13 protein-coding genes are annotated in these 15,580 nt (G+C 68.9%); 2 read left to right on the forward strand and 11 right to left on the reverse strand.

What is annotated here, in order from left to right; genetic code table 11:
* Positions 1 to 5 precede the first annotated feature (5 nt).
* The 8 genes from RHCRD62_RS06630 to RHCRD62_RS06665 all read right to left on the reverse strand — a co-directional run bounded on the left by RHCRD62_RS06630 (position 6) and on the right by RHCRD62_RS06665 (position 10,880).
* On the reverse strand, positions 6 to 326 hold the full coding sequence (locus tag RHCRD62_RS06630) for a GYD domain-containing protein (RefSeq protein ID WP_050063924.1): 321 nt from the start codon (positions 324 to 326) through the stop codon (positions 6 to 8).
* A gap of 166 nt (positions 327 to 492) precedes the next feature.
* The gene (locus RHCRD62_RS06635) at positions 493 to 2,721 is read right to left on the reverse strand and encodes a VanW family protein (protein ID WP_050063925.1); all 2,229 of its coding nucleotides are present in this window, start codon (positions 2,719 to 2,721) and stop codon (positions 493 to 495) included.
* Between the two features lie 306 nt (positions 2,722 to 3,027).
* Positions 3,028 to 4,779 carry a GMC oxidoreductase gene (locus RHCRD62_RS06640; protein WP_084734124.1) on the reverse strand — a complete coding sequence of 584 codons (1,752 nt, stop codon included), beginning with the start codon at positions 4,777 to 4,779 and terminating at the stop codon, positions 3,028 to 3,030.
* Entirely contained in the window at positions 4,776 to 6,299 is a 1,524-nt protein-coding gene (locus RHCRD62_RS06645; protein ID WP_050064499.1) for a flavin-containing monooxygenase, read from the reverse strand. Before RHCRD62_RS06645 ends, RHCRD62_RS06640 begins: the two co-directional genes overlap by 4 nt.
* Positions 6,296 to 6,874, reverse strand: a complete 579-nt coding sequence (locus tag RHCRD62_RS06650; protein WP_050063926.1) for a TetR/AcrR family transcriptional regulator — start codon at positions 6,872 to 6,874, stop codon at positions 6,296 to 6,298. Before RHCRD62_RS06650 ends, RHCRD62_RS06645 begins: the two co-directional genes overlap by 4 nt.
* Positions 6,875 to 6,951: 77 nt before the next feature.
* Positions 6,952 to 7,791, reverse strand: a complete 840-nt coding sequence (locus RHCRD62_RS06655) for a glycoside hydrolase family 19 protein (RefSeq protein WP_253277229.1) — start codon at positions 7,789 to 7,791, stop codon at positions 6,952 to 6,954.
* 661 nt (positions 7,792 to 8,452) lie between these two features.
* Positions 8,453 to 9,448 (reverse strand): aldo/keto reductase, encoded by a 996-nt coding sequence (locus RHCRD62_RS06660; RefSeq protein ID WP_050064500.1) that lies wholly within the window; start codon positions 9,446 to 9,448, stop codon positions 8,453 to 8,455.
* Between the two features lie 106 nt (positions 9,449 to 9,554).
* On the reverse strand, positions 9,555 to 10,880 hold the full coding sequence (locus tag RHCRD62_RS06665; protein WP_050063928.1) for an acetyl-CoA C-acetyltransferase: 1,326 nt from the start codon (positions 10,878 to 10,880) through the stop codon (positions 9,555 to 9,557).
* Positions 10,881 to 11,011: 131 nt separating this feature from the next.
* Here RHCRD62_RS06665 and RHCRD62_RS06670 point away from each other — a divergent pair, with 131 nt between their 5' ends.
* Both RHCRD62_RS06670 and RHCRD62_RS06675 read left to right on the forward strand, forming a co-directional pair.
* Positions 11,012 to 12,358 (forward strand): 3-oxoacyl-ACP reductase, encoded by a 1,347-nt coding sequence (locus tag RHCRD62_RS06670; RefSeq protein ID WP_050063929.1) that lies wholly within the window; start codon positions 11,012 to 11,014, stop codon positions 12,356 to 12,358.
* Complete coding sequence (locus RHCRD62_RS06675) at positions 12,358 to 13,260, forward strand: MaoC/PaaZ C-terminal domain-containing protein (RefSeq protein ID WP_050063930.1); 903 nt, start codon at positions 12,358 to 12,360, stop codon at positions 13,258 to 13,260. The genes RHCRD62_RS06670 and RHCRD62_RS06675 overlap by 1 nt, the downstream gene beginning before the upstream one ends.
* A gap of 82 nt (positions 13,261 to 13,342) precedes the next feature.
* Here the strand turns inward: RHCRD62_RS06675 and RHCRD62_RS06680 are convergent, their stop codons facing one another.
* The 3 genes from RHCRD62_RS06680 to RHCRD62_RS06690 all read right to left on the reverse strand — a co-directional run bounded on the left by RHCRD62_RS06680 (position 13,343) and on the right by RHCRD62_RS06690 (position 15,508).
* Positions 13,343 to 13,552 carry a hypothetical protein gene (locus RHCRD62_RS06680; RefSeq protein ID WP_050063931.1) on the reverse strand — a complete coding sequence of 70 codons (210 nt, stop codon included), beginning with the start codon at positions 13,550 to 13,552 and terminating at the stop codon, positions 13,343 to 13,345.
* Between the two features lie 2 nt (positions 13,553 to 13,554).
* Complete coding sequence (locus tag RHCRD62_RS06685) at positions 13,555 to 14,148, reverse strand: TetR/AcrR family transcriptional regulator (RefSeq protein WP_050063932.1); 594 nt, start codon at positions 14,146 to 14,148, stop codon at positions 13,555 to 13,557.
* Between the two features lie 175 nt (positions 14,149 to 14,323).
* A complete protein-coding gene (locus RHCRD62_RS06690; protein ID WP_050063933.1) occupies positions 14,324 to 15,508 on the reverse strand; it encodes a glycoside hydrolase family 3 N-terminal domain-containing protein in 1,185 nt (394 codons plus the stop codon).
* Positions 15,509 to 15,580: the final 72 nt, after the last annotated feature.

Consider the following 15,580-nt stretch of genomic DNA (forward strand, 5'->3'; position numbering starts at 1 on the left):
CGGGGTCAGCGTCCCGGTGGCCGGTAGTCCGCGGGGCGCTTGACCGCCTCGTCGATCTCGGCAGGTGTCAGTAGCGCGATCGTCTCGGTATGGGCTCCACCCGCCGCAGCGGTGCGGATGCTCATCGCCGCGGCCGCGACCGCGTCGGGTACGTCGCCGATGACGTACAGGTCGTCGGTGCCGAACGCGAAGTAGCAGCACTCGACGGTGCCTCCGACGCTCTCGACGGCGGTGCGTATCGCGTCGCGGCGGGCGGTCCCGCCCTCGGCGAGCAGTCCGCCCGCGCCTTCCGCGGTGTAGCCGACCCGCCACAGGTACTTGGGCATGATCCTCGACCTCCTCGGTTGCCGGAGATTCCATCGTGCTCCTCCGAGGCGCTCGCGGCAGTGACAACAGATGTTGTCAGTTGCGCGGCGAGATCGCGGACGTGGCACCGCTTCCGTCGGTCGATTCCCACCGACCGGAGCTACGTGCCGATGCGCACGCGGCGGGTCACTCGTCGTCCCGGTCGCGTTCCCGTTCGCGCTCCCGCTCCTGTGCCCGTTCCTGCCTGCGCTCGGCCGCGGACGGCTGCGAGGTGTTCGCGGCCGGCGCGGCGGGAGCGGCAGCCGCCGCGGGGGGCGCAGCCGGAGCGGGTGCGGGTTCGGGACTCACGCAGCGAACGATCGGCACCGGGTCGTACTTCACGGTCCGCGTGTCGCGGGACAGTTCCGCACCGGTCTCGGCGTCGGTGATCACCCGGGTGTCGCTGGTCGTGAAGCCCTGCGCACCACCGGAGGCGATGCAGTCGGACCCGGCGGGCAGTGTGATCGTGTTCGGCGACGTGGCCGCGTAGCGGTCCCCGGTGATCGACTCGACGTCGACACGCTTGGTCCCCCACAGCCTCACGGTGATGTCGGAACTCGTGCCGATCGTCTGGATGAGAACGCCTGTGTCCGTGTCGTTCTTGAACTTCAGATCGATCGCGCCCTCGAAGACCGTCGCCTCGCGCGCCTCCGGGTAACGCGAGATGTAGTAGCTGTGCTCGGTGTGATCCACGTCCTCCATGCCCGCGAAGTAGGAGGCGTTGTACAGGGTGGTCGCGAGCTGGCTGATGCCGCCACCGACGGCACGGTCCGGCCTGCCGTGGTTGATGATGCCCGACGCGACATAGCCTTCCGCCGTCCCACGCGGGCCCGTGTGGCCGTTGAGAGAGAACGTCGCACCCGGCTTGACCAGTGCACCGTCGATCTCGCTCGCCGCGAGGCGGATGTTGACTCCGGATGCGTATTCGAAACCGCCCGAGGTGAATTCGCCGATCACCTCGTTGATGCCGAGCTTGTTCGCGGCCTCCGTCGTCAGCTCCGGCTGCTTGGGCTCGTAGACCGCCGCGACCGTGCGTGGACCGGACTGCGCGAGCAGTGTCGGCAGCGATTCGAGCGTCTTGTGCCACTCGATCATCTCCCCTGCCACTGCAGGAACCACCGTCGGCGACCCACCGGCGAGAGTGAACGACGCATCCTTCGGTGCCACCTCGGTGCCCACCAACTGCGGGCCGAGCACACCTGCCGCCGCATCGACGTCGAACTGCGGCGCGAGGCCACCGTCGCCGTCGGGCGCGAAGGACAGCACGGTCCCGACCTGATCGCGCGCGAGTACTGCCTTCTTGTCGTCACGGCCCGTGACCGTCAGGTCGGCAGCGACCGCGGGTGTCGCCACGTCGTTCAGTGCGCGGTCCACGCCGGACTGGGTGACGGTCACGGACGCGACCGTCACCGGCACCTCGACGCCGTCGACCGCGGCCCAGCCATCGGCCAGCGCGTCGGCCGCGGCGCCTGCATCGAGCGCCTGCCCTGCCTGCGGGGCCACCCCGACCGGCTTCGCACCCTCGAACACGACGGTGCCCTCCACCGGCGACCGGTCGACCCGGGGCCGAAGCCCCTCGACCGCCGCCGAGAGGGCCGCGTCGTCACGCGTCGACGTGACACCCACCTCCTGGTGGGTGAAGTACGAGGTGAGTCGGGTGATCGGATTGAGCGGCTGGGATCCGACACGGTCCACGGTCGCCTGCCAGTCCACGGCGAGCCCCGCCTCGGCGGGAACCAGCTCCGTCGTCACGTCACCGGCCCGCACCGTCACCGGCTGCTGGGCGCGGGGATCGATCGCGGCGCGCAGGGTGGCCTCGGCGTCCGCATGGGACTGCCCGCCGACCGCGACACCGGCAACAGTGACACCGCGTGGCACCTGACCCGATGACGTTGCGAGGTCAACGACGTACCAGGCTGCCCCGACCGCGAGGACACCTGCAGCAGCGCCGATGGCGATCCGTCGCCGCTTGGCGGAGTCGACGCCGCCAGAACCATCGGAGCCGCCGGAACCATCAGAACCGGCGGAATCGGCGCCGGGCGCCGGGGGTGCGGGCGGAGGCGGGACCACCCCACCGGGCGGGGGCCCGGACGGTGCCGGTTGGCCGGTCGCGACCCGAGGAAGGACGGTGGTGGGCACGTCCTCGGGGCGGACGTCTTCGGCGGTGGGGGCCTCGACGGTGATCGCCTCGGTCACTCCATCCGAGCCGCTGGTCGCGGCGACGGGGGCGGGGGCGTCGGCCGGGGCGTTCGCGTCGACCTGGTGATCCGATTCGGCGAATTCGGCACCCTCGCGTTGCACGGCGTCCGAGGACTGCCCGTGCGGAAACCCCGGGCGCTGCTGGGCACCCGAATGCTTGCCGATTCCGCCTGACATTCGCGGACCTCCCGGTATCGTCGTTCTGCTGGGCCAGGACCCGCTTCGACTGCCAGGGTAGCCGGGCGACGGTCGGCGCGGCACCGAGGTGTGCGCCCGCAAAGCCGACGCGACGCCCACGAAACAAAGGTGTCCCGCGCTGCAACCGGGTCGGGGGTCTGGCTGCAACGCGGGACGACCTGACTATCGACACCCCCCAACGTGGCGTTACACCGCGTCCGAAGAAAATCCGTGCGCATCGTTACCGGTCCAGGTGAACCAGGGCCCACCTGGGCGAACGCTCGATTCGGTCGAGGGAAACGTGTCCTAGCTCACGTCGGTGGGCCGCACTCGAGGCAAGGGAAGGACCAGCGCCCCCGAGGCGCCTGCGGGCACAGCGGGCCGCCGCGGCGCGACCGGGTCGACCCTCCGGTAGGGCGCACCCGGCGCCGGCCGGACGTCCACATCACCCCGGTTGGGCCACAACGCGAAGGCACGCTCGGCGAGCGCGGTGATCGTCAGCGACGGGTTGACGCCGAGGTTCGCGCTCACCACCGACCCGTCCGAGACGTGCAGACCCGGATATCCATGGACGCGCTGGTACGGGTCGACGACACCGGACTCCGCGGTGTCCCCGATGGGACACCCGCCGAGGAAGTGCGCCGTCATCGGGATGTTCGCCAGATCAGCGAAGGATCCGCCGGGATCGCCGTCGATCTTGTCGGCGATCGACCGGATGACCGCGTGACCTTGCGGGATCCACGTCGGCGGCGGCTCACCGGGTCCACGGCGGCTCACGAGGCGGAACCCACCCCTCGGCCCCTTTTTCACACCGAGTTCGAGCGAGTTCTCACCGGTCTGCATGACCAGGGCGATCACTGTCCGCTCCGACCACCGACGCACGGACAGTCCCCGGGCGAACGTGACCGGATGCCGGACCACCGCGGCCAACGCCTTGAGCGGGCGCGGGACCCGACCCCCGCCGTCGACGAGCAGTGTCTGCAGCAGTCCGATCGCGTTGCTGCCCTTGCCGTACCGGACCGGTTCGATGTGGGTGTGGTCGTCGGGGTGGAACGACGACGTGATCGCGACACCACGGTGATAGCCCGCGGGTTCTCGTGCCGTCGCCGCGAGCACCGCCTCGGAGTTGGTCCGGACCTGGGTACCGAGCCGATCGGACAACGCAGGCAGCTCGCCTCTCACCTTGGTGCCGAGGAGCAACTTCTGGCTGCCGTACGTACCGGCCGACACGACCACCTGCGCGGCCGTCAGGACCGTCTCGCGCCTGCGCAGCGATCCGGTGCGCCGGGTGCGGACCTCGAAGCCGCCGCCGGGCAGTGGCCGCAACCCCGCGACCGTGGTCAGCGGGTGAATCCGCGCCCCCGCCCGCTCGGCGAGATGGAGGTAGTTCTTCACCAGGGTGTTCTTCGCACCGACCCGGCACCCCGTCATGCACGACCCGCATTCCGTGCACCCGATACGGTCCGGACCCGCGCCGCCGAAGAAAGGATCGGACACCGCCCGGCCCGGTTCGTCGAAGAACACGCCGACGGGTGTCGCCGTGAACGTGTCCTCGACCCCCATCTCCCGGGCGACGTCCCGGACGATCCGGTCGGCGGTGGTGACACCGGGATAGGTTCGGACGCCGAGCATCCGGGCCGCCTGGTCGTAGTAGGGGTCGAGTTCGTCCTCCCAGTCGGTGATGTGTCCCCACTGCGGGTCCTCGAAGAAGGGCCGCGGCGGGCGGTAGAGGGTGTTCGCGTAGTTGAGCGAACCGCCACCGACGCCCGCACCCGCCATCACCAGTACGTCCGCGAGGAGGTGGATGCGTTGAATTCCGAAGCAGCCCAGTGCCGGTGCCCACAGGTAGCGACGCAGACGCCAGCTGGTCTCGGGGAGCTCGTGGTCGGCGAATCGCCTACCCGCTTCGAGCACGCCGACCCGGTATCCCTTCTCCGTCAGCCTGAGTGCGGCGACGCTGCCACCGAATCCGGAACCGATCACGACGACGTCGTAGTCGCAGCCGCCGCCGGCGCTCGTGTCACCGCCGCCACCGGCGCTCGTGTCGCCGGTGCTCATGCGACCTCCTCCGCGGGTCGGGGCTCGATCGCACGGTAGTTCTCGGCATCGAAACTGCGTACCTGCGCGCGGTATCTCCAGGTGAAGGTCGGCCACATCACCGAGTTGCGGCCACGCTTGTCCATGTACCAACTCGAGCAGCCACCGCTGTTCCACACCGTCGTCGCGAGCGCACCCCCAACCCGGTCGGCGTAGCGTTCCTGCACCGCGGCGTCCACCTCGAGTGCGGGTACACCCCGAGATTCCATGTACCCCAGCGCCTTCCGTACATAAGATGCCTGGCTTTCGAGCATGTAGACGATCGAGCTGTGCCCGAGATTGGTGTTCGGCCCGTACATCAGGAACAGGTTCGGGAACCCGCTGACCGTGATCCCGCGATGAGCGCTGGGGCTGCCGTCCCACCGTTCCGCGAGGCTGCGCCCGTCCCTACCGCGCAGGAGCTTCGCGATCGGCGGCTCGGTGGGCGTGAAGCCGGTGCCGAAGATGATGGTGTCGACGTCGCGCTCGACTCCGTCGGAGCCGACGACGCCGGTGCGGGTGACGCGCTGCAGACCCGAGGCGACCAGGTCAACGTCATCGCGTGCGAGCGTCGGAAGCCACTCGTTGGACAGCAGCATCCGCTTGCATCCGATAGTGAACGCGGGTTTCAACTTTCGGCGCAGACGGGGATCGCGAACCTGCGTGTGCAGCTGCGCCTTCGACACGAGCGCGATCGCGGGCAGCAACCACGTCAGGTAGGCGAAGACCACCACGTATGCCTCTCGCATACCGTAGACGAGGCCGCGTACGACCTTCTGTGTGAGGGGAATTCGGCGATACAGCGACTTCTCGAACTTTCCGAGTGTCCGGTTCCGCCGCGGAATCACCCAGGAGGCGGTGCGCTGAAAGACGGTGACCCGCTGCGCCTTGTCGACGATCTGCGGCACGAACTGAATGGCGGACGCTCCGGTGCCGACGACCGCGATCCGCTCACCGGTCAGGTCGTGGTCGTGGTTCCAGGCCGCCGAATGGAAGACGGTGCCACCGAAGGTGTCCAGTCCGTCGATGTCGGGCAGGTTCGGCGTGGACAGTGCACCGCTCGCGGCGACCAGAGATTGCGCGGTGATCTCCCCCCGATTGGTCGTGACCCGCCACAGGGTGGAGCGCTCGTCCCAGCGGGCGCCGAGAAGTTCGCAGTCGAAGAGCGTGCGCGCACGGATGCCGCTACGCGTCGCCACGTCCTTGAGGTACTCGAACAGTTCGGACTGCGCGGCGAAGGTGTGACTCCACTCCGGGCTCGGGGCAAACGACAACGAGTACAGCGACGTGGGCACGTCGCAGGCACAGCCCGGGTAGGTGTTGTCTCGCCACGTGCCACCAACCTCACCTGCGCGTTCGATGATCACGACGTCCAGCGATCGTCCGTCGCGGACCAGGGCGCCCGCGGCCGCGAGGCCGCCGAAACCGGCTCCGACGACCAGGACCCGGGTGTGCGCGGGGAGTTCGGCCAGGGTCTGCGCACTCGGGTTCCGTGCGCTCATCGCGACGTCACCATCGCTTCCCATATGGGAAGCAGGCGTTCGCGGCGCTCCGCTTCCTCCTCCGGAGTGCGGAACAGCGCCGATACGGCGAAACCGCGAGCCAGTTCGATGCTGAGCTCGATGGAGTCAGGTCCGAAGCTCTCGCCCATCACCTCGGCGGCGCCGCCGGTGAGTGCGTCCGTGACGCGACGTTCGAGGGGCACCATCGCTTGGAACAGTTCGGCGTCGGTACGGGCCGCCACCCACAGTTCGAGCGCTGCGTAGAAGAGAGGGCCGGTGAACGCGCCGGCCAGCACCTCGAGTCCGCGTTCGGGGTCGGGGTTGGTCGCGAGGATCTCGGCGAGCCGTTTCTCGACGAGATGTTCGACGGCCGCCACGACGAGGGACACCTTGGTGGGGAACTGGTGGAGCTGGGCGCCGCGCGACACCCCGGCTCGTCGGGCGATGCCCTGCGTGCTCGTCCCTGCGTATCCGAGTTCGACAAGGGAGTCGATGGTCGCGTCGAGGAGCTTCTGTCGCGTCTCGGCGCTGCGTTGCGCCTGCGTCCGTGTCGGACGGTCCGTGTCCTGGGTCACACACTCACGGTAGCAACAAACAGTCTGGACTGCTTGTAAATCGCGAATTGGTCACCTCGGGCCACCGGCCGGGGACGTCAGGGATGCGCCAGGACGGCGAGCCCGCGAGCGAAGTTGTCCATCCGCTGAGCCAGCGCGTGATGACCGCCGTTGACGAGCTCCGACACCCGCACGATGCCCGGGCCGTCGGCGACATTGTTCAGATTCCGCGAGGTCCAGTACCAGACTGCCGTGGTGAAGGCGTTCTCCGGCGCGGCGACCAGTTCGGGGTGCGCGACGAAGTCGATACCGGTGAACCGGCTCACTTCCTCGTAGTTGTGCCGGCCGGTCACCTGGATCGCGCCGCGACCCTTGTAGCGCTCACCGTCGCCGGGCTGAGTGTTCCCGAGGTCCGAGCGGCCCTCGTAGGCCCGTCCGGAGGCGTACTCCTCGAAGGTGCGGAACGAGTCGGACTCGACCGCGAGCTGGGCGATGAACGCCGCCTGACGCACTGGGGTGTCGATGCCACCACGCACCATCGCGTCGTTGAGCGGTGCGACGAACTGCGCGATCTTGTCGCCGGGCATCTGCGGCACGATGCGGGCCAGCTCGTCGCCCGACACTGCAGGCTCCGGCGCAGGCGCAGGCGCAGGCGCAGGCTCGGGGGCGGGAGCAGGGGCCGGAGCGGGGGCGTCGACCGACTCCTCGGCAGGGGCCTCGGCCGCTTCCTCGGAGGTGGACCCGACGCTGGGCAGCTCGGGGAACTGCAGCGCCGTGAACAGGTCGCCCGCCTCCTGATAACGGGGCGCGACCGACGTGGACACCGGGTCTGCGTTCGCAGCGGATGCGGCGCCCACACCGGTGAGGGCGGTGCCGGTGGCGATCAGTACGGTCGAGGCGACGGCGGCACGGAAATGGCGCGACTGTGAAACGTGCAAGACTCTGCTCCAAGATTCGACCGAGAACATGGCTCGGCCTCCGAGGGGTGTCGTCAGCGTGATCAGAGGGAGGCTTCCGGCCCTCGTCGATCACTGCAACGCACCAATAAGGTCACAACCAGGTAACGCGGCAGGTCACGAAGTTTTCAACCGATCGTGACGAGCGCCACGTTGACAGCGTAAAAGTGACTCATGCCACATTTGCTGAAGGTTCGCCCAATTCGAGCCCGCGGACCCGGGCGGCGACGCACCGCCGACCCCCTGGCGCCTGAGTGCTACTACACGCGGTCACATACGGCGTGCAGCCACTGCCAATCATGTTGTAGCAGAATGATATTGACGGATACCGATCAAGAGCAAACTTCCGTCGCGTCAGGCTGGACATCGACCGGCGCGCCATCGTTTCCCTCACAGTTGCCGGACCGGACCCAGAGAGGGCACCCTCGCCCAGCCGTCCGAGCACACCGATCGGTTCGTGTTCCACGCAACACCTGGGGCCGACACCTTGCCGTGACCATCACGGCCCCGCGATAACGCTCCGGGGCCTGATTCGTGACCATTCGAACCGCGCGAACAGGCACCGGCGGCAGCCGGGCCGATGGCCGCCGCCCGGCGCCTCACGGCACCGGGCGGCGGAACACCACTCACTGTCCCGCCGGCATCACTCCCGGCCGAGGGAGACCCACGTCGGGTCGGCAGCGCGGGCGCCGACCGTGAGCTCGGCGAGCTCGTCGAGCCGTGACACCTGATCCGCCGTCAGGTCCAGTTCCAGCGCCGCGGCGTTCTCGCTGACCCGGCTCGCGAACCGCGTCCCCGGAATCGAGACGACGGGCAGCCCGAACTGCCTGCCCTTCGCGTCGAGCCACGCCAGGACGACCTGCGCAGGTGTGGCCTCGGCGTCGCCGGCGACGTCCTGGACCACCCCGAGCACCTTCGCGTTGCCTGCCAGCGCCTCGTCGGAGAACCGGGGGAAGCGGCGACGCAGGTCCGACTCACCGAGCACGGCCGGATCGAATGTGCCGGTCAGGTAACCGCGACCCACCGGCGAGTACGGGACGAACCCGACGCCGAGCTCGGCCGCCGCCGGAATCACGTGCCGCTCGACGTCGCGGCTCCACACACTCCATTCGCTCTGGATCGCGGCGATCGGATGCACCGCGTGCGCCCGGCGCAGTTCGTCGCCGGTGGCCTCCGACAGTCCGATGTGCCGCACCTTGCCCGCGGTCACCAGTTCGGCGATTGCGCCGACGGTGTCCTCGACTGGGACGTTCGGGTCGACGCGGTGCAGGTAGTAGAGGTCGACGCTGTCGACACCGAGACGACCCAGCGACGCGTCGAGGAATCCGGCGACGTGCTCGGGGCGCCCGTCGATGCCACGCTGGCCGGCGGCGATGTTGCCGACCAGTCCGAACTTGGTGGCGAGCTGCACCTCGTCGCGTCGGGTGCGGAGCACCTCACCGACGGCCCTCTCACTGGCACCGTCGCCGTACACGTTGGCGGTGTCGATGAAGGTGATGCCGATGTCGATCGCGTGGTGCAGGGTGGCGATGGCTTCGGCCGGGTCGACCGGCCCGTAGACGGGGGCCACCGACATGGCGCCGTATCCCTGGGCGCTGACGTCGAGGCCGGGTGCGAGTGTGGTGCTGCGAACGGTCATGTCCGCATTCTCGTCGGGCACGACAGACGACGCACGGCCTGGAATCAGTGTGATTCCAGGCCGTGCGAATACCGCTACCGCTTGCCGCTCCGTGCCGAGGCCTCGCTCATCGCTCGATGATCGCGGTGACGCCCTGGCCACCCGCCGCGCAGATGGAGATCAGGCCGCGGCCGGATCCCTTCTCCGCCAGCATCTTCGCGAGCGAGGCCACGATGCGTCCACCGGTCGCCGCGAACGGATGCCCTGCCGCCAACGACGAACCGTTGACGTTGAGCTTGCTGCGGTCGATCTTGCCGAGCGCACTGTCGAGGCCCAGTCGCTCCTTGCAGTACTCGTCGGACTCCCATGCCTGCAGCGTCGCGAGCACCACGGAGGCGAAGGCCTCGTGGATCTCGTAGTAGTCGAAGTCCTGCAGCGTCAACCCGTTTCGGGCCAACAGACGCGGCACCGCGTACGTCGGAGCCATCAGCAGACCGTCGTCACCGTGCACGTAGTCGACGGCGGCGGTCTCGGAGTCGACGAGGTGCGCGAGCACCGGCAGGTTCCGCTGCGCCGCCCACTCGTCGGTGGACAGCAACACCGCGGACGCACCATCGGTCAGCGGGGTGGAGTTGCCCGCCGTCATCGTCGCGTCGCCGAGCTTGGTACCGAACACCGGCTTGAGAGTCGCGAGCTTCTCCACCGTCGATCCGGGCCGCAGGTTGTCGTCGCGGGTGAGGCCGAGGAACGGGGTAACCAGGTCGTCGAAGAACCCGCGGTCGTAGGCGGCTGCCATGTTCTTGTGGCTGGCGGCCGCGAGCTCGTCCTGATCCTCACGGCGAACACCGAACTCCTTGGCGGTGATCGCGGCGTGATCACCCATCGACAGTCCCGTACGCGGCTCGCCGTTGCGGGGGATCTCGATGCCGACCATGGACGGTCGGACGTGGCCGAGCAGCTTGACGCGCTCACCGGTGGTCCGGGCACGGTTGATCGAGAGCAGGAACTCCCGCAGCTCGTTGTTCACGCCGATCGGTGCGTCCGACGTGGTGTCGGTGCCGCCGCCGATGCCGGCATCGATGCGTCCCGCTGCGATGGCGTCGCCGACCGCGACGATCGACTGCAGGCCGGTGCCGCACGCCTGCTGCAGGTCGTAGGCCGGGGTGTAGGGGCTCAGCGCGCTGCCGAGCACCGACTCGCGGATCAGGTTGAAGTCGCGTGCGTGCTTGAGGACGGCGCCGCCGACGACCATGCCAAGCTGCTCGCCCTGCAGGTTGAAGCGGCTCACCAGTCCGTCGAGCGTCGCGGTGAACATGTCCTGGTTGGATGCCTGCGCGTACGCCTTGTCGGAGCGCGCGAAGGGAATCCGGTTGCCGCCGACGATGGCGACGGGACGCAGCTGACGGCCGGTCGGTGCGGCCGGCTTCTTGGTGGTACGCGCTCTGGGGGTCACGGTGTCTCCATCTGGACGAGGTCTCCAAGTCGGCGTTTCCTGCCTCGACACCAAACTTACTTCAGAGTAAGTTAGTTTGTCGACACCGCATCCGCACCGGATGCACGAACACGCGACGAAGAAGGTGGACCGTGGCAGCCAGCAAGGGCGCTCCCGACCTCTACTCCCAGTTCCTCAACTCCGCGCCGGGCGCATTCATCGCCAAGCAGGCCGGTCTGCCGCAGCCGGAGAACCTCCGTCGGTACAAGGCAGGCGAACCCGCCCTCGCAGGCCCGATCGTCATCGGCGGCAGCGGCAGGCTCGTCGAACCGTTGCGCGAACTGCTCTCCGACTACCCCGCCGCCCTCCCCCACGACGACCGCTACGGCGCCCTCGTCTTCGACGCCACCGGCATCACCCAGGTCACCGAACTGGTCGAGCTGTTCGAGTTCTTCCAGCCGATCGTCCGCAAGCTCGCCCCGTCCGCCCGCGTCGTCGTCCTCGGCACCACCCCCGAAGAGACGTCCGGCATCGACGAGCACATCGCGCAGCGCAGCCTCGAAGGCTTCACCCGCAGCGTCGGCAAAGAGGTACAGCGCGGCGCCACCGCCCAACTCGTGTACGTCTCCCCGAACGCGTCGACCGGGCTCTCCGGGGTCGAGTCGACGCTGCGATTCCTGCTGTCCGCGAAGTCCGCGTTCGTCTCCGGCCAGGTGATCCGTGTCGGCGCCGCCGACTCCACCGCCCCGCAGTCGTGGGACAAGCCGCTCGACGGGAAGGTTGCCGTCGTGACCGGTGCCGCCCGCGGCATCGGTGCCACCATCGCCGAGGTCCTCTCCCGCGACGGCGCACACGTCGTGTGCGCGGACATCCCCGCCGCGGGTGAAGCACTGTCCGAGACCGCGAACAAGGTGGGCGGCACCTCCCTCGCGCTCGACGTCACCGCCGCGGACGCCGCGGACGTCCTCGCCACCCACCTGCTCGAGCGCCACGGCGGCGCCGACATCGTCGTCCACAACGCGGGCATCACCCGCGACAAGCTGCTCGCCAACATGGACGAGTCCCGCTGGAACATGGTGATCGGCGTGAACCTGCTCGCACCGCAGAAGATCACCGAACACCTCGTCGCCAAGGGCGCACTCAAGAACGGTGGACGCGTCGTCGACGTCTCGTCCATCGCAGGCATCGCGGGCAACCGCGGCCAGACCAACTACGGCACTTCCAAGGCAGGTGTCATCGGCCTCGTCCAGGCCACCGCACCCGTGCTCGCCGCGAACGACATCACCATCAACGCCGTCGCCCCCGGCTTCATCGAAACCGCGATGACCGCGGCGATCCCGTTCGCCACCCGCGAGGCAGGCCGCCGCATGTCGTCGCTGCTGCAGGGCGGGCAGACCGTCGACGTCGCCGAAACCGTGGCGTACTTCGCGAGCCCGGCGTCGAACGCGGTCACCGGTCAGATCGTCCGCGTCTGCGGCCAGTCCCTGATCGGCGCCTGATGGCCGGCCGCAAGGGCACGGTCGTGCAGCTGCGTGAGCAGCCCGGCACCCTCGACAACTACGCGCGCGCCGCGTTCGGCGCACTGCCGTTCGTGAAGCCGTCCGGCCGCCGCAGCCTCCCGAAGGACACGCTCTCACTGTCGGGCCTGCGAATCGACACCGACAACCTGGCGGCGTACGCGAGGGTGTGCGGGCTGCGCTTCGGCGACACACTGCCGATCACCTATCCGTTCACCCTCGTGTTTCCCACCGTCATGCGGTTGCTCACCGAACGCGAGTTCCCCTTCCCCGCAATCGGTTCCGTCCACGTCGAGAACGTGATCGAACAGCTGCGCCCGATCTCGGTGTCGGAACCGCTGGACATCGCGGTGCACGCGGAGAACCTGCGCCCACACCCGAAGGGCACCCAGGTCGACTTCGTCAGCGAGATCAGCGTCGGGCGGGAACTGGTGTGGCGTCAGGTCAGCACCTTCCTGAAGATGCATCCCACCGACGCACCGAAGGAACCGAAGCAGGTTCACGCGGACGAGGTGCCGCCGCGCCCGATGCGGACGCTGCGCGTCGACCAGAAGGCGATCAGCCGATACGCGGCCGTCTCGGGAGATCGCAACCCGATCCACGTGTCGTCCCTGGGCGCCAAGGCCTTCGGGTTTCCGGGCACCATCGCGCACGGCATGTGGAGCGCTGCGGCCGTGCTCGGCGCGGTCGAGGGACGCATCCCCGACGCCGTCACGTACAGCGTGAAGTTCGGCAAGCCGGTGGTCCTGCCCGCGACGGTGAACGTCTACGCGGACGCCGTCGCCGGTACGGAATCGGCACGCACCGGTAGCGGCTGGGACCTCGCCCTGCGGAACCCGAAGAAGGGCTACCCGCACCTCACGGCAACCCTGCGCCCGCTGTAGCGGCGCCGCACTCGGCGCTCCGGAGTCGCAGGACTCCGGGGCGCCGAGTGGTCTCGGTCCGGCAACTGTGGCCGTGAGGCCGTCATCTCAACCGGCGTTTCCAGACGACTGCCGCAGTACCCCCCACAGCGACAGCGACAGCGACGGCGGCGACGATGAGGTACCAGATCTCCGAGGTGGGCGAGTACGGCGTGCGGTCGACCGCATCGAGCCCGACGCGGACGACGACGCCGCCCGCCACCCAGCAGAGTGCGACGAGGCCCGCCGTACCGAGCCGACGTCTCACGTTCACTGCTACTTCTTCTTGCCCGCCAGACCGCGCCAGGCGAGATTCTCGAGCAGGTCCGCGGCCTTCTCCACATCGATCTCGCCGCCAGCGACCCGGTCCGCAACCGCCTCACCCGCGCCGACGAGCGCGACGGCCATGATGCCGAAGTCGGTGCCGGGATCGGGATCCTTCGTGCTCGATTCGAGCAGCTTCGCCGTCAGTTCGATCAGGCGGGCCCGACTGGTCCGAACCTGTGAGGCGAACGCCTGCTCGCCCATCGACTGCCGGTACAGCACCATCCACGACGGGCGGTGCTCGTCGACGAAACCGAGAAATCCAAGGAGTGCCGCGCGCAGCTGCTCGCGCGGAGTGAGGGTCGGATCGGCAGCGGGCGTGATGGCTTCGACGAACCGTTGACCCTCGCGGGCGATGCCTGCGGCGAACAGTTCGTCCTTCGAACCGTAGTAGAGATAGAGCATCGGCTTCGAGATCTCGGCTGCCGCGGCGATCGCGTCCATCGAGGTGTCGTGATAGCCCTTGGCGGAGAAAACCTCGACGGCCGCGTCGAGCATCTGCTGCTCGCGCACGGCCCGCGGGAGTCGTTTCGTTCCGCCTGCCATCGTTCCTCCAGAGTATGGGCACCGACCTCGGCCGAGTCCCCAGTGGTCGATCTTACTCTAGAGTAAGAATTGGTGTCTCACCTGGCATTGCGCCCGGAGCGTCACGACCATTCTGCCCGGAGCCTCGCGACCCCTGTGCACCGGAGCGTCGCGGCGACCCTGCACCGCACTGCCGTCAGCAGTGCACGACACCCTTCGCGGTCGCCACCCGCAGCACCGACGCATCCACCTGGGACTGCGGCAACCGCCCCGCGGCCATCTCCGCCTCCAGGTGATCCAGCACGTCGGGCACCTCATCCGTCGTCAACCACAACGCAACGTCCGCGCCCGCCGTCAACGCCGCCGCCACGGCCTGCGGAACATCCATCCGATCCGTGATCGCCCGCATCCCCGACAGGTCGTCCGTGAAGATCGGCCCCTCGAACGGCGGCGCCCCGTACCCGGTACCCGTCCGCAGCAACGACATCGCGGCCGGACTGATACTCGCCGGAACACCCGGCGCCGTGAGACCCGGCACGTCCAGATGGCCGACCATCACGCCGACGCCCGTCGTCACGAGCGTGCGGTACGGAACCAGGTCCGACGTCTGCAGCTCGTCGAGCGGCGGAGTCGTCACGGCACCGGTGTGCGAGTCCCCCGACGCCGAACCGTGCCCCGGGAAGTGCTTGATCACAGGGAACACCCCGGCGTCGCGCAGCCCGTCGGCGTACTCACCCGCATAGGCCGTCACCACCTGCGGATCATCGGAGAAGGAGCGGTCACCGATCACCGAGTCCGCGGGCTGCGCGCTGACGTCGACCACCGGGGCGAAATCGACGGTGATCCCGAGATCGCGCAGTCCGCGACCACGCTCGAGTGCCATCTCGTACGTTTCCTCGGGCGTCATGGTCTGCGCGACCGTCCGCGGCGCCGGGTCCGCCCCGAGCAGGTCCGACACCCGCGACACCCGCCCGCCCTCCTCGTCGATGCTCACCATCACCGGCACGGTCGCCACGGCCTGCACCTGCGGGACCTGACGGTTCGCGAGCATCGCCTCATCGGTCCAGCTTCCGACGAAGATCCCCCCGACCTGCTCGTCCCGGACAACCGCGACGGCGTCCGCGGTCCCGGCCACTCCCACGTTGAGCAGCTGCGCCAGCCGCTGCCTCGGCGTGAGCCTCGCGAGGAAGTCTGTGCCGCACATCGGAGCCGCCATCGACGCGATTTCGGTCGTCGGAGCGGGCTCCGTCGTGGTGGCCGTCGTCCCGGTCGTCGAGGTGTCGGGGACCTCACCCTCCCCCGACTCCGAGTTCGCGCACCCGGCCACCAATCCGAGACCGAACAGCAAGGCCAGAACACGGGTCGAACGGGTTGCAGTCACCCTGCCAGGGTAGGCCACGGCACCCGCCCGACCCAGCCCGGAACAGGTAGCCTGGCACCAGGATCGTTCCCC

The sequence above is a fragment of the Rhodococcus sp. RD6.2 genome (assembly GCF_001040705.1).
GTDB lineage: Bacteria > Actinomycetota > Actinomycetes > Mycobacteriales > Mycobacteriaceae > Rhodococcus_G.